The sequence below is a fragment of the Pedobacter nanyangensis genome, from assembly GCF_003313505.1.
GTDB lineage: Bacteria > Bacteroidota > Bacteroidia > Sphingobacteriales > Sphingobacteriaceae > Pedobacter > Pedobacter nanyangensis.
The window spans coordinates 49,866-70,576 of record NZ_QMHO01000012.1 but is presented as its reverse complement, the minus strand read 5'-3'; the positions used below and the strand labels follow the sequence as shown (position 1 = coordinate 70,576).

At 42.1% G+C, this 20,711-nt stretch carries 17 protein-coding genes; 6 read left to right on the top strand and 11 right to left on the bottom strand.

The annotated features are described in order from the left end of the window. Positions 1 to 168 precede the first annotated feature (168 nt). The 3 genes from DUT71_RS16730 to DUT71_RS16720 are packed head-to-tail and all read left to right on the top strand — an operon-like array spanning position 169 to position 2,584. Entirely contained in the window at positions 169 to 720 is a 552-nt protein-coding gene (locus DUT71_RS16730) for an RNA polymerase sigma factor (RefSeq protein ID WP_240186969.1), read from the top strand. Further along, a complete protein-coding gene (locus DUT71_RS16725) occupies positions 698 to 1,969 on the top strand; it encodes an energy transducer TonB (RefSeq protein WP_113663692.1) in 1,272 nt (423 codons plus the stop codon). The genes DUT71_RS16730 and DUT71_RS16725 overlap by 23 nt, the downstream gene beginning before the upstream one ends. A 3-nt stretch (positions 1,970 to 1,972) precedes the next feature. Beyond that, complete coding sequence (locus DUT71_RS16720; protein ID WP_113663691.1) at positions 1,973 to 2,584, top strand: FMN-binding negative transcriptional regulator; 612 nt, start codon at positions 1,973 to 1,975, stop codon at positions 2,582 to 2,584. A 247-nt stretch (positions 2,585 to 2,831) separates the two neighbouring features. Here the strand turns inward: DUT71_RS16720 and DUT71_RS16715 are convergent, their stop codons facing one another. Further along, on the bottom strand, positions 2,832 to 4,259 hold the full coding sequence (locus DUT71_RS16715; protein ID WP_113663690.1) for an L-serine ammonia-lyase: 1,428 nt from the start codon (positions 4,257 to 4,259) through the stop codon (positions 2,832 to 2,834). Positions 4,260 to 4,393: 134 nt separating this feature from the next. Here DUT71_RS16715 and DUT71_RS16710 point away from each other — a divergent pair, with 134 nt between their 5' ends. After that, entirely contained in the window at positions 4,394 to 5,266 is an 873-nt protein-coding gene (locus DUT71_RS16710; RefSeq protein ID WP_113663689.1) for a hypothetical protein, read from the top strand. A gap of 13 nt (positions 5,267 to 5,279) precedes the next feature. On the opposite strand, the gene DUT71_RS16705 is transcribed toward DUT71_RS16710, so the two are convergent. After that, positions 5,280 to 5,921 carry a S24 family peptidase gene (locus tag DUT71_RS16705; RefSeq protein ID WP_240186967.1) on the bottom strand — a complete coding sequence of 214 codons (642 nt, stop codon included), beginning with the start codon at positions 5,919 to 5,921 and terminating at the stop codon, positions 5,280 to 5,282. Positions 5,922 to 6,101: 180 nt separating this feature from the next. Here DUT71_RS16705 and DUT71_RS16700 point away from each other — a divergent pair, with 180 nt between their 5' ends. Next, a complete protein-coding gene (locus DUT71_RS16700) occupies positions 6,102 to 6,707 on the top strand; it encodes a hypothetical protein (RefSeq protein ID WP_113663688.1) in 606 nt (201 codons plus the stop codon). A gap of 199 nt (positions 6,708 to 6,906) precedes the next feature. Here DUT71_RS16700 and DUT71_RS16695 read toward each other — a convergent pair whose 3' ends face one another. From DUT71_RS16695 to DUT71_RS16655, 9 genes are all read right to left on the bottom strand, one after another. After that, positions 6,907 to 7,566 carry an MgtC/SapB family protein gene (locus tag DUT71_RS16695; RefSeq protein ID WP_113663687.1) on the bottom strand — a complete coding sequence of 220 codons (660 nt, stop codon included), beginning with the start codon at positions 7,564 to 7,566 and terminating at the stop codon, positions 6,907 to 6,909. Positions 7,567 to 8,098: 532 nt separating this feature from the next. Then, positions 8,099 to 9,739 (bottom strand): chaperonin GroEL, encoded by a 1,641-nt coding sequence (gene groL / locus DUT71_RS16690; RefSeq protein ID WP_113663686.1) that lies wholly within the window; start codon positions 9,737 to 9,739, stop codon positions 8,099 to 8,101. Positions 9,740 to 9,842: 103 nt separating this feature from the next. Then, positions 9,843 to 10,121, bottom strand: a complete 279-nt coding sequence (locus DUT71_RS16685; protein WP_113647972.1) for a co-chaperone GroES — start codon at positions 10,119 to 10,121, stop codon at positions 9,843 to 9,845. A gap of 509 nt (positions 10,122 to 10,630) precedes the next feature. After that, a complete protein-coding gene (locus DUT71_RS16680) occupies positions 10,631 to 13,225 on the bottom strand; it encodes a BamA/TamA family outer membrane protein (protein WP_162796086.1) in 2,595 nt (864 codons plus the stop codon). A gap of 151 nt (positions 13,226 to 13,376) precedes the next feature. Continuing rightward, positions 13,377 to 13,736: a preprotein translocase subunit SecG gene (gene secG / locus DUT71_RS16675; protein WP_113663684.1), complete on the bottom strand. Its 360-nt coding sequence runs from the start codon at positions 13,734 to 13,736 to the stop codon at positions 13,377 to 13,379. A gap of 14 nt (positions 13,737 to 13,750) precedes the next feature. Next, the gene (locus tag DUT71_RS16670; RefSeq protein ID WP_113663683.1) at positions 13,751 to 15,298 is read right to left on the bottom strand and encodes a hypothetical protein; all 1,548 of its coding nucleotides are present in this window, start codon (positions 15,296 to 15,298) and stop codon (positions 13,751 to 13,753) included. 34 nt (positions 15,299 to 15,332) lie between these two features. Then, the gene (locus tag DUT71_RS16665; RefSeq protein WP_113663682.1) at positions 15,333 to 15,839 is read right to left on the bottom strand and encodes an LptE family protein; all 507 of its coding nucleotides are present in this window, start codon (positions 15,837 to 15,839) and stop codon (positions 15,333 to 15,335) included. Between the two features lie 3 nt (positions 15,840 to 15,842). Further along, entirely contained in the window at positions 15,843 to 17,078 is a 1,236-nt protein-coding gene (locus tag DUT71_RS16660; RefSeq protein WP_113663681.1) for a sigma-54 interaction domain-containing protein, read from the bottom strand. A 138-nt stretch (positions 17,079 to 17,216) separates the two neighbouring features. Beyond that, positions 17,217 to 18,752 (bottom strand): MiaB/RimO family radical SAM methylthiotransferase, encoded by a 1,536-nt coding sequence (locus DUT71_RS16655; RefSeq protein ID WP_113663680.1) that lies wholly within the window; start codon positions 18,750 to 18,752, stop codon positions 17,217 to 17,219. 140 nt (positions 18,753 to 18,892) lie between these two features. On the opposite strand from DUT71_RS16655, the gene DUT71_RS16650 reads away from it, so the two are divergent. Continuing rightward, on the top strand, positions 18,893 to 20,599 hold the full coding sequence (locus DUT71_RS16650) for an AsmA family protein (RefSeq protein WP_113663679.1): 1,707 nt from the start codon (positions 18,893 to 18,895) through the stop codon (positions 20,597 to 20,599). Positions 20,600 to 20,711: the final 112 nt, after the last annotated feature.

The following is a 20,711-nucleotide window of genomic DNA, read 5'->3' as shown; positions in this document are numbered from 1 at the left end:
CTTAATTGCAAGGATACCTTGTTAACGATTAGCTCATTTCACGTTGGGCGTTTAAAGGCTAGATGTGCAATGGCATAATTTTCCATACCCTTCTCGAAAAATATTTTTATACTTGAAAGAAATTTAGGGATTACTACGCATTTGAAGTTTATAAAAAATACATCTAGAATGGAGGAGCAGGATGATGCTTCGCTGGTTGTCGCTTATCAAAAAAGTGGCGATTTAAAGATGTTGGGCGAACTTTACAACAAATATATGCACTTGGTATATGGGGTTTGTTTCAATTATTTTAAAGATGAGGAACAAAGTAAGGATGCGGTAATGCAGATTTTTGAAGAGCTGGTTTCAAAACTGCGGATCCATCAGGTGCAAAATTTTAAAAGCTGGCTGCACGTGCTTACCCGTAACCATTGTTTGATGGCACTGCGGAAATCGTCCAGAAATCCAACGGTAACCATGGAGGATAATTTTGTGGAAAATAGCGACTTTGTGCATCTAGATATCGACGACACAAAAGAAACACAGTTAACCATCATGGAAAAATGTATGGAAACCCTTTCAGAAGAACAGAGAAGAAGCGTAGATTTATTCTATCTTCAAGAGAAATGCTATAAAGAAGTTGCCGATATTACTGGATATGATATGCTTAAAGTAAAAAGCTATATCCAAAACGGTAAGCGGAATTTGAAAATTTGTATTGAGAAAAACAGTGGGCAATAACGAATGGTTAGATATTGAAATACTGGACGATTACCTTGAAGGTAAGTTGGATGCCAGTATGATGCATAAGGTAGAGCGTATCTCGCTCGAAGATCCTTTTGTAGCCCAAGCTTTGGCTGGTTTAACCGAAGCTAAAAAGCGCACCCAAACGTTTTCTATTTTACAAAGACAGCTGCAAGAGCGCATTGCAGAAAAACCTGTTGAGCGTAAAATGTGGCGCATGGCCTCGCATCGGTTAAGTATTGCGGCAACTGCTGCGGTATTGTTTTTAACGGTGAGCGTACTGTTTTGGATGCGCGAAAACCAACGCCAACAGCAGGCAGAATTAGCTGCCAACAAGGCAAAAAACATAGAGATTGACCTGAAACCCGAAGTGTCTGCAACTGTTCCAACGGCTGATAGCGCTGTAGCACCGGCAACTGTGGCTACAATTGATAAACAAAAAGTAGAACAGGTTTTAAATAAGACTTTAAGCAAAGAAAGTCCGGTTATTGCCAGTAACCGTGCCAAAAGTGTAGCGGCAACCCAAAGCAGTCCAGTTTTGTTGGATAGGCAGCCTGCTACTGCAAGGTTTAAAAGTGAGCATGCCAACGAAAATCAACTGTCGGTAATTGGCCCTCCTAAAGCGGCTCCAAGCCCGCCAGTGCAGGCTTTGGCAAGTGCGGCCGAGGGAGTTAGGCCCCAAATGGGCTACGCTACCGTGAGAGGTAAAGTAGTGGATTATTTAGGCCGACCTATTTCTGGAGCCTACGTGCAAATGGTGGGGGAAGATGCCAGGACCATTACCAATGGTAGCGGTGAATTTGTATTGCCTACCAACAAAAAAGCAGATAAAGTTTCCATAGAAGTAGCGTCCATTGGCTACAATGGAAAAAATATAGAGGCAAAAGCCGATCAGAATTTGAACATCAGATTAGATGAAATCCAAAATTCTTTAAGTGAGGTAGGGGTGGCAAGTTCTGGCAATTTAAAGAAACCATTGACCTTGAGCCCTGTTAATGCACCAGCAGATGGATGGACAGCTTATGAAGTATACCTTCAAAAGAATAACAAGCTTACTGGCGATGGAACACGGTTGGTAGAGCTCGGTTTTACCGTTAGCGAAGAAGGTGTGCCTACCAATGTTAAAGTGCTAAAGGGCCAAAACAAAGCAATGGACGACGAAGCTGTTCGCTTGTTGCAAAATGGTCCTAAATGGAACTACAATCCAAAATCAGACAATCAAGTCACTGTTAAGATTAAGTTTTAGGCCGTGTATAAGGTTGGTCATTTTTTAGAAAAAGACAAGGCTAAGCTCATTGCTTTTATGCAAGCACATCCGTTTGCGGTATTAATTGGCGCAAATGATAATGTCCCATCTGCTACCCAAGTTCCATTTCAGGTAAAAATTGTGGATGATGAAATTAGGTTGATTGGCCATGTCATGAAAAAAACCGACCATCATCAGGCTTTTTTGGCAAATGAAAATGTATTGGTGTTGTTTCAGGGTGCGCATGCTTATGTAAGCGCTTCGGTTTATGAAAATCCTGCCTCAGCTTCTACTTGGAATTACAGTAGTGTGCAAGCTAGGGGTACGGTTAAATTGTTGGATGATGCTGGTACCAGAAAGGCCATCGAAGATTTAACTGATCACTATGAGGGGACGCATAGTCCTGCTTCATTTCATCAGATGTCGGATGAGTATATTGCGCAACATTTAATGGCAATTGTTGGTGTTGAAATTACGGTAACCGAGCTGGAAGGTGTTTTTAAATTGAGCCAAAATCATTCAGAAAGGAACAAGACGAGGATTGTAGACTATTTGTTGCAGCGCAAAGATGTGCAAGCGAATAAGGTTGCTGAGCAGATGAAGAAAGGGATGTGATTGTTCCGTTATTTCTAAGGTGTTAATTATTCCTGTTGATAGCGGAGATTTTTTCCGCAGATTTTAGCAAATATCTTTTCTAGGCACTTTTCTCTGCCCTTTAGGAGAACCGAAGTTTGGCGAGCCCATTGATGCCAAAATGTAATAAATCACGATCAATAGATTCCACAGGCAGATAGGGTTTATACTTGATTTTTAATTACTCCTATGTAGTTAGGTTTTCCCGCTGATTCGCCTACATCCTCTCCTAGCATTCTGGCAAACTGATTGGTACTTTTGTAGCCAGGCCACCATCAGAAGTTTCCTTGTATTTGGCGTTCATATCCAAGGCGGTTTCCCACATGGTATTTACCACGGCATCTAAACTTACTTTTGCTTTATCTGGGTTGCTTTGCAAAGCCAGCTGGCTTGCGGTAATGGCCTTAATGGCACCCATGGTATTACGCTCAATGCAAGGGATTTGTACCAAGCCGCCAATAGGATCGCAGGTAAGCCCCAAATGGTGTTCCATGGCAATTTCTGCCGCCATCAGCACCTGTCGTTGTGAGCCGCCCAAACACTCGGTTAATGCAGCAGCCGCCATTGCAGAGGATACGCCAATCTCGGCCTGGCACCCGCCCATGGCTGCTGAAATGGTTGCGCCTTTTTTAAAAATGCTGCCTATTTCGCTGGCACAGGCAATAAACTGGATGATCTTTTCTTCGGTGTAGCCATTGCAAAAGGTGATGAAATATTGTAGTACCGCAGGGATCACACCCGATGCGCCATTGGTAGGAGCGGTAACTACTCTGCCAAAAGCGGCGTTTTCTTCGTTCACTGCCAGGGCAAAACAGCTTACCCAATCCAAAATATAGTTAAAGCCCATACCGCCGTTGCGGATTGCGGTAATCCAGCTATCGTAGTCGCTATAAGTTTGTTCACCAATTAAACGTTGGTTGAGTTTGGCAGCCCTGCGGGCCACTTCCAAGCCACCCGGCAAAAAACCCGAAGTATGGCAACCTCTATAAATGCACTCTTTAATTACTTTGAAGTGTTGCAGAATACCTTTTTTGGTTTCAGCCTCTGGCCGCCAGGCCGCCTCGTTTTCCATCACGATCTCGCTTACCTTTAGTCCAGTGGTTAGGCACCAATGTAAAAGCTCGCTCGCTTTTTCTATGGGAAATGGCAGTTCAACCAGCTCTTTTTCGTTACTATCCTGTCCCTCCTTTACCACAAAGCCACCACCAATGCTATAATAGGTTTCAGAAATGGCTTTACCATTGGATAAGAAGGCTTGGAAGGTCACTGCATTTGGGTGAAAGGGCAAACTTTCGGAGAAAAGGAAAATCAGGTCGTCCTGATAGGAGAAATCAATTTCGAAACTTCCGGCAAGTGCTAACTTTTTTTCTCCCTTAATTTGGGCTACGGTACTATCAATGGCATTAACATCAAAAGTTACGGGATCACCACCAGCCAAGCCCAGTAAAATTGCAATATCAGTGCCATGGCCTTTACCTGTTTTGGCTAAAGAACCATAAAGCAGGATCTTAATTTGTACCACATTGGCTAATAAGCCTTGCGCAGCCAAACTGTTGGTGAATTGCTGCGCAGCCCGCCAAGGGCCAAGCGTATGCGAACTGGAAGGTCCAATTCCTATCTTAAAGATGTCAAAAACTGATATTTGTTCATTTGGCATGTACAAAGCTACGATTGTTTTGTGATATTGTGTTAAAAAGTAGGTGCAGTGGTTATGTAAATTGAGATCAAAATTTTAAATTGCTTTTAAACCTTCCCTGCCTGTATTTTTTTGGCAGGCATTAACAATTAGATATGAAGCTGCTATTTTTTATATTCCTTTGCCTGCCTTTTCATGTGGTAACTGCTCAAGAAAAAATAGATACGGTGTACCTTTCGCGGCAGGGCCTGGTAGTAAGCCATTTGGACAGTGCCTACCTCGTCCGTAAAATAACTAAACCTGCTTACGGCAAAACGCTTTACATTGAAGATCATTACCGGGCAAATGCCAAAATGGCCAGGAAAATTGAAATGGAGGAGGTGTTTCTCACTTATTCTTTTGACAGAGCTTTCGGGCAACTGAACAACGTTCCAGATTTCAACTATCATTCCGTAAAACTCAACTATCAGGCTGATACTGCCGGCGCTACGCAAGTGGAAAATGGCAACGGCTATTTGGTAGAAACCTTAAATTATTTAGGAGAAGATTTTACCGAGGAAGGCCAATATGTTGGTGGCAGAAAATCAGGTGTTTGGAAAGGGAAAAATGCCCTGGGTACCAAATTTTTTGAGGAGGTTTACCATCATGGCGTTTTGAAACGGGGTTTTGCCACTTTTAAGGGAGCTACAACAAAATATACTACACTATTTACTGCGCCCGATTACAAGTATACCAACAACCACATTGCCCAACTGTATTTAGAGGATATAGGCTTTTACAAAAAGTACGTTCCCCATTACAGGAAAAGGGACAGGGGAGATTATTGGATTTTGGCTACATTGGTGGTTAACGAAAACGGCTACGTAGCTGAAGTGGATTTTGATAAGCCAATAGCCAACCAAAAGGTAGCAGAAGATATCAGAACAACTTTGCTGAACATGCCAAAGTGGAAGCCTGCAAGGCTACGGGGCATAAACACCAAAGCAAAATACGCCTGTGCAATACCTTTTTTTAAAACAATGGAATAGTGCGGCTTTTCGTTTAAATCATATTTCGGGTAATTTTTCCTTTAATCAGATAAAGGGAAATGATTTCCTTTTTGTTCAGGACAGTATCACCTTTAAAGTTTGGGTTTGAAGATCGTAGGATGATCTTATTTGGATCGGGATGTTCGTGTAAAATCTTGATGGTCCTTAAGCTGTTGGAGCTTTCGGTGGTTATGATCACGTAAGCTTCGCCCCATTGTATGATATCGTGGTTGGTGATTTCCTTAACGGCAACAATTTCTCCAGAGGCGTATTTGGGATACATGCTATCGCCGTAAACGGGCAAGTAGGCCGTGCAATCGTTAAAAGGGCGATAGTTCACAAAATATTCTGGTTTCTCTTCCATTGCCACCATGCGACTGATGTCGATATCGTTAGCGTCTATGTTGTAATAAGGAACCCTGTTGGTAATATCCTTGATGTCTTCATCATCGGCGGGAATAATTCCCAAACGGTCTTTAAGTGGAACGATATCCGTTTCATATTCACTACCAAAACCAGTTAATATCCAGTTCATATTCGCAGTTTTGAATTTACTGGCAAAATCTATTAAAATATCAACAGAAGGTTTCGCATTTTGGTCTCTTTCTAGCCGATAAAGCTTTTCGGGGCTTTTATAGCCTAGATGTTTTGACAAGTCATTGGCATTTTTGCACCCTGATTTAGTTGCCAAAATCATCATTCTTTCAAATATGGTAGAACTGTTTTTCAATGTAATTTGAATTTTTGCAAAATTGTTTGTATAATTGTTTGCTGTTTTTGCTGTTCCTCCCAATATAAGCATTACCTAATTCTATCCATAATTTAATCCTATCTTATGAAAAATATGAAACAGGGAGGGATCCCCAATCTGACTGCACGCTATGCCGCTAAATATGATGAAGCAAAGCTGAAAGCAGTGGTGTTTGACCACTACACAGATCCTTATATGGTTTTCAGTGATTTTTTTGCGGTGTCGAATATTAAAGAGCATTTATTGGGGCTTAAAAAGATGTACAAATGTGCTACGGCTTTAATGCGCATAAAAACGGCTCCAGCAAATGTGATTTATGGTAGGGAGCTTTTTAGCGTTGTGTTAAACGCTACTTGGGTGATTGACCAAACGGGCGTGAAATTTTCGCAGCTTGAGGCAAGGGAACTTTACCGGGGGCGAAGTGGGGGAGTGTTGAGCAATGAAAAAGCCGCAGATTATTTAACTGATGCCGAAATTAACGACCCTTATTTGGGAATTAAAAATGTGTTTAAGAAAACAGACTTGCATCAATGCCACGTTGCCCTAAACGAGTGGCTTAAAATGGCCTTATGTAAAAATGAATTTGAAGCGGATTATAAGGGCAGGCGAAAGCTATACAAGTGTATTGCCAAGGTGCTTATTTGCTGTTGGTTGATTTACGAAAGGGAGATTGTTTCACCAGAGGTTTAATGTGGGATTATATGGAAAGAGCATCTTTTTTAGCTTCGCCTAGTAAAATAGGCTATACCAAATATTGGATTTGATGACCTGTGTAATGCCTAACGGGATTATTTTTTAATGCTGGCCAAAAGGCTGATTATTTGATTTAACGGTGATATTAACGGAACATTGCACTTGCAACGAACAGGTTTTTAAATGGGGCAACGGTTTAAAAATCAAATTCTAAGATGCTGCTATCTTGCAGCATGGCCTCCACAAAGTTGTGGTGGTTAGCTGGGCTTCCCACGGCATCCCAAGTGCCTGTAATGATACCGTTGGCCAGTTGGTGCTTGCCACGGCTGGGCTTTAGCTTGTGCTGTTTAAAGATCAGCTCATAATTATCTAAATCTTTGTTTTGGTACCTTTTGGCAATGCGGTAGGTGCGCTTGGTAAAACGGCGCTCGGCAATGTTCTCTACATACGGAAATACCAGTAACGAGATAAGCACTACGCCGGTTACGCCAATGGCCTGTATAAAATAGCCCGAACCTACGGCCATGCCAATGGCTGCCACAATCCAGATAACGCAGGCAGTGGTTAGGCCTTTTACACGGTTTTCTTCCTTAAAAATTACTCCGGCTCCCAAAAAGCCAATGCCGGTTACAATGTTGGAGGCAATTCTGTCGTGACTAACATCGCCTATTTTAATGGAGAGTACGGTAAATAGGGCAGAACCCAGGCCAATCATGATCATGGTTTTTAAACCTGCCGATTTGCTGCGGTACTCACGTTCGGCGCCAATAATGCCACATAGCAAAATGGTCAATAAAAATTTGTTGACTTCTGCAATGCTTAAAAATTGGTTTCTATCGCCTAGTATTTCCCACATGGGTTAAATGTAGAAAGTTTTTTGGTACTCCGCAAGAGGAGGGAGGTCTTAAGTCCGCAAGTCGGAAAAGTGTTTTAGTCCGTAAATTGGGGTTGGTGGGAAGTTGGGAGACGAAAGAGTTTAGGTATTAAGTTGTTTTTCGATTGGAAACCTCGCAGGTTTTAAAAACCTGCGAGGTTTAAATAAGGCGCAAGGGTTGGTAGTGTTTTGCAATGTTTTTGGTTAACTAGCCCTGATTGTAGCGGAAATATTTTTTGACCAGGGGGAAAACCTCATAGGTTTAATAGACATTATTCATAGTAAACCTATGAGGTTTGTGTAGAGGAACAAAAAGATTGGAGCGGAAAGCAGGACTGGAGGGAGATAGTAGCAATAGATTAGCGCTTCGAATGATTTATAGAGATTGCTTCCTCGTTCCTCCTCGCAATGACGTATCGCAAATAAAAATCCCCCAGAACTTTCGCTCTGAGGGATTTTTGTATAGCTGATGCTGAAATGAATTCAGCATGACGTACTATTTACGGATGCTTGACTACATCATGCCGCCCATGCCACCGCCCATTGGAGGGTGTGCGTGTGCACCAGCGCCTGCTTCTTCCGGCTCGTCTGCCAATACTACCTCGGTAGTTAATAGCATTGCCGCAATTGAAGCTGCATTTTCCAAAGCTACACGAGATACTTTAGTTGGGTCGATTACACCAGCGCCAATTAAGTTCTCATAAGCATCGGTACGTGCATTGTAACCGAAATCGGCTTTGCCTTCTTTAACTTTTTGTACCACGATAGAACCCTCGATACCTGCGTTTTCGCAGATTTGGCGCAAAGGCTCTTCGATAGCACGTTTCACGATGGCAATACCAGTAGTTTCGTCGTCGTTATCGCCTTTTAGGTTCGCTAAAGCTTCTACCGCACGGATGAAAGCAACACCACCACCAGCAACAATGCCTTCTTCTACCGCTGCACGAGTGGCGTGTAAAGCATCGTCAACACGGTCTTTTTTCTCTTTCATTTCAACTTCCGAAGCAGCACCTACGTAAAGTACGGCCACACCACCAGAAAGTTTAGCTAAACGCTCTTGTAGTTTTTCTTTATCGTAGTCTGAAGTAGTCGTCTCGATTTGTGCTTTAATTTGGCCCACACGAGCTTTGATATCCTCAGTTTTACCAGAACCGTTGATTACAGTGGTATTGTCTTTATCAATTACTACTTTCTCTGCAGTACCCAGGTAAGTTAAATCAGCATTTTCTAATTTGTAGCCTCTTTCTTCAGAAATTACGATACCGCCAGTTAGGATAGCGATGTCTTCTAACATTGCTTTTCTTCTGTCGCCAAAGCCAGGAGCCTTAACCGCAGCAACTTTCAGCGAGCCACGGATTTTGTTTACTACCAAAGTAGCTAAAGCTTCGCCGTCTAAATCTTCGGCAATGATTAAAAGCGGTTTACCAGTTTGAACTGTTTTTTCCAATACTGGCAACAACTCTTTCATGTTGCTGATTTTTTTGTCGTAGATCAAAATGAAAGGCGCATCTAGTTCAGCTTCCATTTTATCGGCATTGGTTACAAAGTATGGAGAAAGGTAACCTCTGTCGAATTGCATACCTTCTACCGTTTTAACTTCGGTTTCAGTACCTTTTGCTTCTTCAACCGTAATTACACCGTCTTTACCTACTTTTTGCATGGCTTCGGCAATTAACGAACCGATTACCTCGTCGTTGTTGGCAGAAATTGAAGCCACTTGTTTGATTTTGTTGTTGTCTTCGCCAACGGTTTGTGATTGAGTTTTCAGGTTCTCTACCACAGCAGCCACCGCTTTGTCGATACCACGTTTCAAATCCATTGGATTTGCACCAGCAGCCACGTTTTTAATGCCAGCGGTAACAATTGCCTGCGCCAAAACAGTAGCGGTAGTAGTTCCATCACCTGCAATATCAGCAGTTTTAGAAGCTACTTCTTTTACCATTTGAGCACCCATGTTTTCAATTGGGTCTTTTAAATCAATTTCTTTCGCTACCGAAACACCATCTTTAGTGATGGCCGGTGAACCGAATTTTTTATCGATAATTACATTACGTCCTTTTGGACCCAAAGTTACTTTTACTGCGTTTGCTAAAGTGTCAACACCTTTTTTCAGTGCGTCACGAGCTTCAACGTTATATCTTACTTGTTTTGCCATTGCTTAATTTTGTTTGAAAGTTTTAATGTTTTAAAGTTGAAAGGTTTTTCAACTACTAATCAATTAACATTGCAACATTTTAACGTTACAACATTTCAATTTTTTATCCAATTACCGCGTAAATATCGCTTTCACGCATAATTAAATACTCTTTTCCTTCGTGAGATACTTCGGTGCCAGCAAATTTGCCATAAAGTACTACGTCGCCAACTTTTACAGTCATTGGTTCATCTTTTTTACCAGCGCCAACAGCAACTACCGTTCCTTGTTGAGGTTTTTCTTTTGCAGTATCAGGGATATAGATACCAGAAGCCGTTTTTTCTTCAGCAGGTGCAGCTTCTACCACAATCCTGTCTCCAATTGGTTTTAAATTTAAAGCCATAACTCTAATAATATTATTTTGATTTAAAATGTTTAATTTGATAGTTTACCTGTCATCAGTTTTTGTGCCAAGAGGTTTTAGGTTGACAAAATTTCACGGCTTTGACAGTTGAGGTAAATATAGCTTGTTTTTTGGGTGTCAGAGTGACAGGATGTTTTTTTTAGCTACAGTGTTTGTTCTTCGGAAGCGCTAGAGCAGTGGCCATCTTTTTGGCAAGTCCCGCTATCCGCTTTACTACGCCTGCGGCTTCGTGCCCGCTACTATCGGGGCTATTTAACGCAGGTTTTTGCAAGTAATGAGGGCAGGGGTTGCTTCGTCAATGCTATCCTTATGTCTTTGCGTTCTTAGCGTCCACCTTCCTTACTTTGCGTTTTAAAAAAAACTTTAACGCAAAGGTTCTATAAGTATTCGCAAAGGTGCGCAAAGAAGAATGAAATTATTCATTCCAACGATGGGAGGAATCTCTAAAGATTTAATAAAACGTGTGAAATAATTACAAAATACTTTAGCTAAAAACGGAAACCCATTCCCACATAGGTCATCGTGCTTTCTTTCGAGGTACCTACTACAGCTTGTAATAACAGAAGATCGGCAGGGGAGAAAAATATCCCACCACCATAGCCGTTGTGCCACGTGTTGGATTGAACACCTTTAGACCAAACCCGTCCAATATCATGGAAACCAATCAGGCCAAGCTTGCCGGGGAAAAGGTAGGAGTTGAAATCAAGCACTTTTAACCTTAGCTCAAGGTTGTTGAAAGCTAATGAAGTGCCCGTAAAGCGACCTCTGTAAAATCCTCTTAAGTTCACGGAACCGCCCAATTTAACCATCTGGAAAAATGCGGGATCGCCTGCGCTTGCAGCTACACCACTACGATTGGCCATCACAAAACTGCCGTGACCGTCAGGATTAAGGTATGCGGTAAAGTCGGTATGGAAGGTGCCCGAACGTAAATGGTTTTCGTTCAATTGTTGAAGCCCCCTAAGCGTAGCTTGCCAGTAAAGTCCTTTGGTAGGCATTAATGGATTGTTCCTGGTATCATAAACGGCCATAAATTTTAGTCCAGTGTACCATTTGGTGCCAAACACATTTTCGCCAGGGAATGTACTTTGGTAAAGCCCCAAAAATTTATTGGCATTATTGGAGTAGGCACTGTTGTAAAATTGGTTACTGATCCCGGCGCTTAACTCAAAATTGCCAAAGCGGCGTTTTAAGCTCACATCGGCATCTACCAGGTCATATCTGTTACGGAAAAAAGGTATTTTATCATCCTGGTCGTTGTCAAATTCGCCATCATCATCAGGTAGGTAAGCCATAAATTGGGAGTTGTTGCCTACGCCAAAAAAGTTGCCCACGTTATTGGGGCCCTGCGAGGAAGCTTTAATGTTGAGATCGTAATTGCCGATAAGTTTCTTCCAGTCGGCCTCATAACCTATCGAGAACGATTTGCGGGGAATGGAGTAATTGGCAATCAGTTCATGTTTAAAAGCATAAGGTTCTTTTCTAAACCCATGCTTGGTATCTCTGAATCCAAAATTAACAGATACTCCATTGTCGTTGTTGTATTCGGGAAGTACTACTATTTCAAACCTGTCGTAAGCAAAGCTTTTTCTATTGTAATTGTAAACAGCCGTGTCGTTTGATAACCTAAGCGTTGCCAGCTTTTTGTTGGGCAAGTTGTTTTTACTTCCTTTATCGTCATATATCAACAGCTTGTTGGCATTTGCAAAATCGTTGTCAATTTGATAGGAATCCGAATCTTGTCCACCTATTAAGCGCACCTTAATATTTGATTTTTGTTGTCCTTTCACTTCAAAGGCATTATTTCCACCATAACCATACAGCCTAATTTCCTTGGTCACCTGTGGAACGAATGTGCGTTGGTAAATAATCCCTTCTACATTGCCTTCTTTTTTGGTTTTATAAATGGTTACCGCTATTTCTCCATTTTCGCGATAGTCCAAAACCAGCTTTTCATGTTTGTCACTGGCAGGAATATCAACGTAAATTGAAATGAATTGATAATAATCTATTGCTTGTTTAGCTAAGCGATTTCGTCTTTGGATAAAGGTTTCGGCCAGTTGCTTGCCCGAAATTTCGTAAACGGATGGTGGCATCCTTTTCATGGCACGATAAACGAGCGAATCGGGGAGGTGCTGTTGTACATAGGCAATTTGCTCTTCCCAATCCTGCTGGCTAAGGGCATTTAAAAACGAACGGTCAAAATATCTTGCATTAAAATTCCAGCCGTTAATATCCCTTATCTCATCCTTGTAAGGTTGAAATTTAGATTTTAGCCATTGGTGCGATACAATCCAAGGGAAAATGCCCGACGTTTGATAATAAACTTGGTCGCGGTCTCGGGGAATGGGGGTGTATAGCACCTGTTTGCCCGTTTTGGTTTTGTCCCATCGCCATTGATCTTCGTGCCTGTCCCAATCGCCCAACAGCATGTCCAATAAGCGTGCCCTTAAAACAATCTTTTGATCAATCAGTTCATCATTATCCTTTTGCAGGTTTTTAATCAGCTTATCGGTATTGACGCTTTTTTCACTTTCATCAGGAATTCGTTCTTCGAACAGGAAAACCTGGTTGGCAAAATCTTTTCGGTATTCGCCCAGCCCTGGATCATCGGCTACGTATACCGCCTCAGGGTTCATGTGCGGAATGTTAAGCGCATTGGCCAATGGAGGAACGGTAAGTGCGGCAAATGGATTAGCTGTGGTCACTTGGTCCTGTAAAATATCTTTAGCAATGGTTTCCTTAAGGTTTGCTGGAAGAGCCCTTTCTGGATATTTTTGTAAGGTGCGCAGTACATACTGGCGCCCGGCATTATCTTCTAACCGTAGGGAACGGGTTTGCATGCCGCCGCCCAGCTTCACAATTTTAAGCCCGCCTTTTTCCTGCTGGATATTGAATACTCTTATTTTAACTGGAGCTGCCCAGGTTTTGCGATAGTTTTCGCCAAATAAAAAGCGATGGAACTTGCCTACATTATTATAGTTTGGGGCAACGGCAACTTGTATGCTATCGGCCTTATGTTGTGCGTTTGCTAAGTTGGAAAAAAGCAAACAACCAAAAACCATGAGGAGTGATCTTTTCAAGAAAATTAAATGACTTGCTCAAATATAGAAAATAAATACTGCTTGACAATTGCTGGTAAAGATGGCGCTAAATTGAAAACCGCATGGAAATAAAAAAAACTCCTTGGCGGTTAACCAAGGAGCTTACATTTATATTTCGTTTTATAGAAATCTATTTTTTGGTGGTGTCAGTAGCTTTAGGTGCTGCTGCTGGATCCGCTTGTTTGGTAGGCAATCCGCTGCCAATTGGAGATGGCGTAGCTGCTTTATTGATATGCTCATCAATTTTTGAACCAGTACCTGAGGTTGTTCCTGATTTGCTCATTGCAGTAATTGCTAAAGAGAACACTACAATTAGGGCCAATAAAACCCAAGTTCCTTTTTCTAACACATCGCCAGTGCGTTGTACACCAAACATGTTGCTACTTGCGCCACCAGTAGCCAAACCACCACCTTTAGGGTTTTGTATCAATACAAATAGACCTAGTGCTACGCATACAATGACCAATAAAACAATAAATAAGATTAACATATCGTATAATAATTTTAAATTTTCTTTTCCAAAGACTGTATAAGGTCGGCAAAGTAACGGCTTTTTTCTGGAAATTTCAAACTTAATTTTTGATAAGTATCTATTGCCTTGTGATAAAGCATTTGCTCGATATAGATTTGGGCCAAAGTTTCAGATACCATGTCGTAATTGTCCTCGGCACTTCGTTTAGCTTTGTTTTCGTTGTTGATTTGATGTGGCTTTAATGCCTTTATTTGCGGATCGTTTTTAATGAACGAATCAATGATGTGGCTTTCCTTTGTGGGTTTTTCAGTGGTTGGAACTTCTGCTTCCTTTCCGGGTTCAAAAGGTGCCTGTATATGGAAAATATTTTCCACGTATTGTTGTTGCAGATCCTGTGTTGCTGTACTTGATTTTGCTGGCGAAGCAAAAGGCCTAAAAACCTGTTCATAGTTTTTGCGGGTTTTGGCCAGCCACCATAAAAAGGTAAAAGGAAGCTTGTCGTCATCGTATTTGCTCACCACATTTTCAGGGGTATGCACCTCGTCATTTGGGCTTTCCTTTTGAATTTGCACGGGCGTTTGTTCCGTTTCGGTGTGCACCTCTTTTTCTTGTTCCACAACAAATTCGGTTTCAAAGCTGGGCTCAAAGGCAAAGAAGTTGGCATTGGCCAAACTCTCGTCAATTGGTTCACCGGTTTCATTGCCGAGGGGCTCATCTTGCTGCTCGAAGGCCATTTCTAGGTCGGTAGGTTCCTGTTGCTGTGCTACTTCGGGTATGGTTTCTTCCGTTTCGGGTTTCGATAGATGTTCTTCGGTAAGTGCAACTTCGCCAATTTCCTCGAAAGTTTCCTGCTCATCGGTTTCCTTAAGCTGTTGGGAGGGAATATGGTTTGTGATTGCTGGAGTTGGTTCACAAACTTTGATGACTTCGTTTTGCAAGGGCTCCAGGTTTTCAATCTCTGGCACAACAAAATCCTGCGGGGTAGTTGCCGCGGATCCGTTTTCCTCAGCCACAATTTTTTCTCCTTCGGGATCATGATCTACCGCAATCACTTCATGGTGCAGTGGTTCCAGGTTTTCAATTTCTGGGGCTATAATCTCTTGGGGAGCAGTTTTTTCGGTTAATGGTTCCTCGTTGCGTACAGGTTCGGGTACCGCTGTTTCGTGAGAAGATTGCTCCTGATTTTCCATTTCGGGAACCTCGGCAGTTGTTGTTGATTGGTTAGCTACGGTAGGCGCTGCGGGGGCTACTTCAACCGTTTTAGCAGTGATGCTGATCTGTAGGTTGTTTTTCCAGGCCGGATTGGTAACCACCTCTATTTCTTCAACCATTTGCAAGTGCTGTGGTTCATGCAGTATGCGGTGCAAAATGCCACCATTGGTGTAAAGTGCCGCTTTGGTCAGTATGTTTTGCTGATTATCATGGGCGCCGTTTGCTTTGGCAAGCAATAGGTGCAGGGGCTGGAAATAGGGATAATCGTCGATGAGATTTTGCAAAAAGGGGATGTGCTCTTGTGTGGCCAAAGTTGGCTTAGCAAGTAGTTTTTCAAGTTGTTGCGTTTTCTCTATATTCAACTCCATTGCGCTAAGTTAACAATTGAAAATACATTTTTATTTACCATTGCGCAAAAGCACGGTTAAAAATGTTTTCGGTAAGTTGTGTGGTTACCTTTTTAATGAGGGCTTGTTCTTGGGACTGAAAGTTTTGGCTTGCTGGAAATTCTGTAAAAGCGCTAAATGTTTCCTCGAAGCTGGTTTTTACTTTTCCAGTATCGAGATTGTTGGTGTATTTTACAAATACGGAAATGGTTAGCCGGTTGGCGCCAGCAGTAGGTTGCCTGTTATCGGTAAAGGCTACAGGTTTAATTTCATAACTGGTAATTCGGCCTTCCATAACGGCATCGGCATCATTTTGGGTAATGCTCAGCCTGCTTTGCGTACGAATGCGCTCCTTTAAGTCTTCGGTGAAAGATTGTGCCAAAGTAGGGATTACCAAGGGGGCGTTGTTTTCAAAAAAACGCACGTTAAGCGTTTTCATTGCCGGAGGGATAGAAGCGCCGTTAAATTTATAACTGCAACCTGCTACCATCACAATGGCTAAAAAAAACAATAATTTTTTCATTTGTTATAGATTTAGCTCTTTTATTTTTCTGTAGAGTGTACGTTCAGATATGCCAAGCTCCTGTGCTGCAAATTTGCGTTTACCTTTATGCTTTTTCAATGCCTTTTTGATCAAATCCGATTCTTTGTCAACCAGAGATAGAGATTCTTCCACTTCTTCGGCATCATGCGCAAAATTAAAGTCGTTAGGGATATTCTGCGAAGGATGCTTAATGGTTAACGTTGGTTCGGTTGAATGATTGTTCAGGTCTACATCTTGGTAAAGCTGGTTAATATACTGTGGGTTATCGGCAATAACGTGTGCCAGGTTGTTGCCTCCGTTCTGGATAATCTCTGCCACTAATTTTTTCAGTTCTACCATATCCTTCTTCATGTCGAACAATACTTTGTAAAGAATGTCCCGCTCTGAAAAGTCTTCTTTACTGCTGCTGCTTACCGCCATCGGCAAATTACTGTTTTGCTCGTTAGGGATATAGTTCAGCAAAGCGGTAGCAGTTACATTGCGGTCTTTTTCAAGCACACAAATCTGTTCTGCAATATTTTTCAATTGCCTAACATTACCAGGCCAACTGTAATTGCTGAGTATTTGTACGGCTTCGTTATCCAGTTGTATGCCGGGCGTGCGGTATTTGTTGCTAAAGTCCGAAACAAATTTTCTGAATAGCAGGTAAATGTCATCCTTACGCTCTCTCAAAGGCGGAATACGCAGGGGAACGGTGTTTAAGCGGTAATATAAATCTTCACGGAATTTGCCTTTGCGTACGCTTTCGTAAACATCTACATTGGTGGCGGCAATAATCCTTACATCGGTTTTTTGCACTTTAGATGAGCCTACGCGTAAATACTCGCCACTTTCCAATACACGGAGTAAACGGGCCTGGGTACCTAAAGGCAGTTCGGCCACTTCATCTAAAAATATGGTACCGCCATTTGCCACTTCAAAATAACCTTTTCGGGCTTCGTGGGCCCCGGTAAAAGAGCCTTTCTCATGGCCAAATAGTTCCGAGTCAATGGTGCCTTCGGGAATGGCGCCGCAGTTTACCGCAATAAAAGTACCATGCTTGCGGGTGCTCAACTGATGAATGATGTGCGAAAAAACCTCTTTACCGCTTCCGCTTTCGCCAGTAATTAAAACCGACATGTCTGTAGGGGCAACTTGGCTGGCCGTATCTATCGCTCGGTTCAATAAAGGCGAGTTGCCAATAATGCCGAAACGTTGTTTAATGCTTTGTGTATCCATTATTCTAGATTTACGAATTTAGATTTTAGAATTACGATTGCCGTAACGTCCGGTGAATCTAAAATCGTCAATTAACTGATGTGTTTAGGTCTATCTTTTCGCATTATGGTCTTTATTGGCATCGGTTCAATCTAAAAATCAAACCACTTTGCCTATTAATGTTGCAATGGTGCAGCGCTCTACTAAAACATTTGCGTACTCGCCAGGTTTTACGGTGTCTGTTACTGGGAAAACCACCATTACGTTCTCGTCGTTTCGGCCTCTATATTCTTTGTCGGATTTTTTGGAGAAGCCCTCAACAAGCACCTTTACGGTTTTGCCCACAAAATTTTTGATGTAGGCATGTGACCCTTCCTGCTGTTTTTGGATCACTTCGTTTAGGCGGCGCAATTTTACTTCCTCCGGAATATCGTCTTTGTACCTGCGTGCGGCCAAAGTTCCCGGACGCTCAGAGTAGGCAAATTGGTAGGCAAAGCTGTAAACCACATGGTCCATCATGCTCAAAGTATCCTGATGTTCTTCCTCGGTTTCCGTACAAAAACCAGTGATGATATCTGTTGATATGGCACAGCCTGGAATAATCCGTTTAATGGCATCTACACGGTCCATATACCACTCACGGTCATAGGTACGGTTCATGAGTTTTAAAATCCGGCTGTTGCCGCTTTGTACCGGCAAGTGGATATAGTTGCAAATGTTGTCATATTTGGCAATGGTATGTAGTACCTCATCGGTAATGTCCTTAGGGTGCGAGGTAGAGAAACGAACCCTTAGCTCGGGACTTATTTCGGCCACCATGGCCATTAATTGTGCAAAGTTTACGCTGCCTTCAATAGCATCGTGGCTATGGTCGCCACGTTTTTCGGGCAGGTCGGTTTTATTCACCAGCGCTTCCAACAGGGCGTCGCCGGTTAGGGTGTTCATGTCGTCTTGCAGGTCATCTGCTTTGCTTTTTACTTCCTGGCCATCTTTCCAGTGATAAGAATCTACGTTTTGGCCCAATAAGGTTACTTCGCGGTAGCCTTGCTCAAAAAGCTGGACGGCTTCATTCACAATTGTTTTAGGATCTCTGCTACGCTCGCGGCCACGGGTAAAAGGTACTACGCAGAAAGAGCACATGTTATCGCAACCACGGGTAATGGAAATAAAAGCACTGATGCCGTTGCCTGTTAAACGAACAGGGCTGATATCAGCGTAAGTTTCTTCGCGGGATAAAATCACGTTTACCGCTTTACGGCCATCTTCTACCTCGTTAATCAGTTTGGGTAGGTCACGGTAGGCGTCAGGACCAACCACTACGTCTACCAATTTTTCCTCTTCTAAAAATTTGGATTTCAGGCGCTCAGCCATACAGCCTAAAACGCCCACTACCAGTTTGGGGTTTCTACGTTTTTCTACCCCAAACTGCGACAGCCTGTTGCGCACACGCTGTTCGGCATTTTCGCGGATGGAGCAGGTATTGATGAAAATAACATCTGCCGTTTGATAGTCGGAAGTAGTTTCAAAACCGGTTTCGGAAAGAATGGAGGCTACAATTTCACTGTCTGCGAAATTCATTTGGCAACCGTAGCTTTCTATGTAAAGCTTTTTTCCATCACCTTTTTTATCTAATACCAACGCTTCTCCTTGGCGAGATTCATCATGCGTTTTATCCTGAAGCTTGAAATCGATCATTCAACAATTGTTTTTATGGGCTTCAAAAGTACAAAAATTTAATCACAAATGACAGAATGGCAGTAATTTTACAATCCACTTATGATCAGCAAACAATAGTCCGTTGGTTTTTGTCTTAAAAGGATACAAACAAAAAGGTGATGAGCACAACTACATTCTATCGTAAACGTAAATTCTGGTATTGGGCCGGTGGTATTGTTGGGGCAATTGTTGTTTTGCTAGGCATTGCAGCATTAGTTTTAAGTGCCAAATGGAAGCCAACTTTAACTGCCAAAATCAAAGATGGGGTAAAGGAAGCCTCCCAGGGACTATATCGAATTGATTTTAAAGACATCCGGCTTAATTTAATTACCGGAACGGCTGTTTTGGATAGCATCAGCCTGGTGCCAGATACTTCGGTTTTCAATCAGTTAAGGGCCAATAGGGCCGCACCTGCACATCTTTTCAGGATAAAGCTGGCACATTTGAAAATATCAAGGTTGGGCGTGTTAACGGCTTACTTTAAAAAGAAAGTGGCACTAAAAGCCATTATCTTGGACCAACCGTCTATTGATATGATTTATCATAAAGTACCTAAACGTAAGGTTCCTGCAAAAGAGGAACAGACTTTATATCAGTTGATTTCTAAGTCGTTAAAATCCATTTCGGTAGGACAGATAAAGGTGCAGGATGCCAATTTCGACTATTATCATGGCAAGCAAAAATTAAATGAAGTAAAGCATCTTTCGATTAGCGTAAAAGACATCCTGATTGACTCGTTATCCCAATTTGATACTACCAGGGTTTTCCATAGCAGGAATATCGGGTTTGAACTGTTGGGATATCAATCGGTAACGAAAGATAAAATGTACACCTTAAAGCTGGACACTTTGCGGGGATCAATTACTGGGAGAGATCTAGAAGTAAGAGGTTTTAAAATGGTTCCTATGTATCCAAAGCTTACTTTCAGTAGAAAATACAGCACGCAAAAGGATAGATACGATTTGGATTTTCGAAAGATTAGTTTGGCAGGGATAGATTATGTAGGCCTAAATAATAATGGTGAACTGTACGTAAAAGAAGTGAATTTAGGCCCGGCCAGCGTAGATGTTTTCATGAACCGTGAATTGCCACCGCCCAATATCGATAAAGCTAGGAATTTCCCGCATGTAGCATTGCGCAGATTGCCCGTTCCAACCATTGTTGAACGTTTGAAAATTGCCAAAATAGATGTGGCCTATGGTGAGTATAATCCAAAAACCAAAGAAATTGGGACGGTAAAATTAAATGGCCTAAACGGTACCATTAGCAACTTAAGTAATGATAGTGCTAGGCTATCTTTGCGAAACCATGCGTATGCAGACCTGACCGCCTACGTGATGGGGACCGCTGAAATGAACGTTAAAATAGATTTTAACCTCACAGCTAAAAATGCAGCATTTCAATACAAAGGTACCGTAAAGGCTTTTGACTTAAAGGCCTTGAATGCCATTTCGAAGCCCTTGGGACAAATAGCCATAGAAAGTGGAAAAGTGACCGGTGCCTATTTTGACGTTTCGGCAAATAACAGTGGTTCAAGGGGTGTGGTCAGTTTTTTCTATACCGATTTAAAAATCAAAATGCTTGGTGAAGATGAAAATGGAAAGGAAAAAAAGAAAGGCCTATTGTCGTTTTTAGCCAATACCATGCTAATTAAGGATGATAATATTCCGGGTGAAAAAGCCAGGAAGGTGACCGTTACACATGAGCGAGTGCCCCAGGCTTCTTTCTTTAACTTAATGTGGAAAACCGTATTTAAGGGTATGAGGGAAGCCGTGGGCATCGGCATTGTTCCCATGAAGAAAATGCCAGAACCAAAGAAAAAGTAAAATTTAGTGCCAATTTGGGCTCCACCACAATATCTGGTGTGCCTGGTTGGCCATGCAACGATATATCCTCTGTGGAGAGAACAGGCAAGGAGAGTTTAAACGATCTGTGTAA

Coding starts and splice junctions, on each gene's coding strand:
- secG (WP_113663684.1), bottom strand. CDS start 13,736: ATGTTAATCTTATTTATTGTTTTATTGGTCATTGTATGCGTAGCACTA.
- DUT71_RS16715 (WP_113663690.1), bottom strand. CDS start 4,259: ATGCCAAATGAACAAATATCAGTTTTTGACATCTTTAAGATAGGAATT.
- DUT71_RS16730 (WP_240186969.1), top strand. CDS start 169: ATGGAGGAGCAGGATGATGCTTCGCTGGTTGTCGCTTATCAAAAAAGT.
- DUT71_RS16670 (WP_113663683.1), bottom strand. CDS start 15,298: ATGGAGTTGAATATAGAGAAAACGCAACAACTTGAAAAACTACTTGCT.
- DUT71_RS16700 (WP_113663688.1), top strand. CDS start 6,102: ATGAAAAATATGAAACAGGGAGGGATCCCCAATCTGACTGCACGCTAT.
- DUT71_RS16660 (WP_113663681.1), bottom strand. CDS start 17,078: ATGGATACACAAAGCATTAAACAACGTTTCGGCATTATTGGCAACTCG.
- DUT71_RS16650 (WP_113663679.1), top strand. CDS start 18,893: ATGAGCACAACTACATTCTATCGTAAACGTAAATTCTGGTATTGGGCC.
- DUT71_RS16710 (WP_113663689.1), top strand. CDS start 4,394: ATGAAGCTGCTATTTTTTATATTCCTTTGCCTGCCTTTTCATGTGGTA.
- groL (WP_113663686.1), bottom strand. CDS start 9,739: ATGGCAAAACAAGTAAGATATAACGTTGAAGCTCGTGACGCACTGAAA.
- DUT71_RS16685 (WP_113647972.1), bottom strand. CDS start 10,121: ATGGCTTTAAATTTAAAACCAATTGGAGACAGGATTGTGGTAGAAGCT.
- DUT71_RS16665 (WP_113663682.1), bottom strand. CDS start 15,839: ATGAAAAAATTATTGTTTTTTTTAGCCATTGTGATGGTAGCAGGTTGC.
- DUT71_RS16655 (WP_113663680.1), bottom strand. CDS start 18,752: ATGATCGATTTCAAGCTTCAGGATAAAACGCATGATGAATCTCGCCAA.
- DUT71_RS16695 (WP_113663687.1), bottom strand. CDS start 7,566: ATGTGGGAAATACTAGGCGATAGAAACCAATTTTTAAGCATTGCAGAA.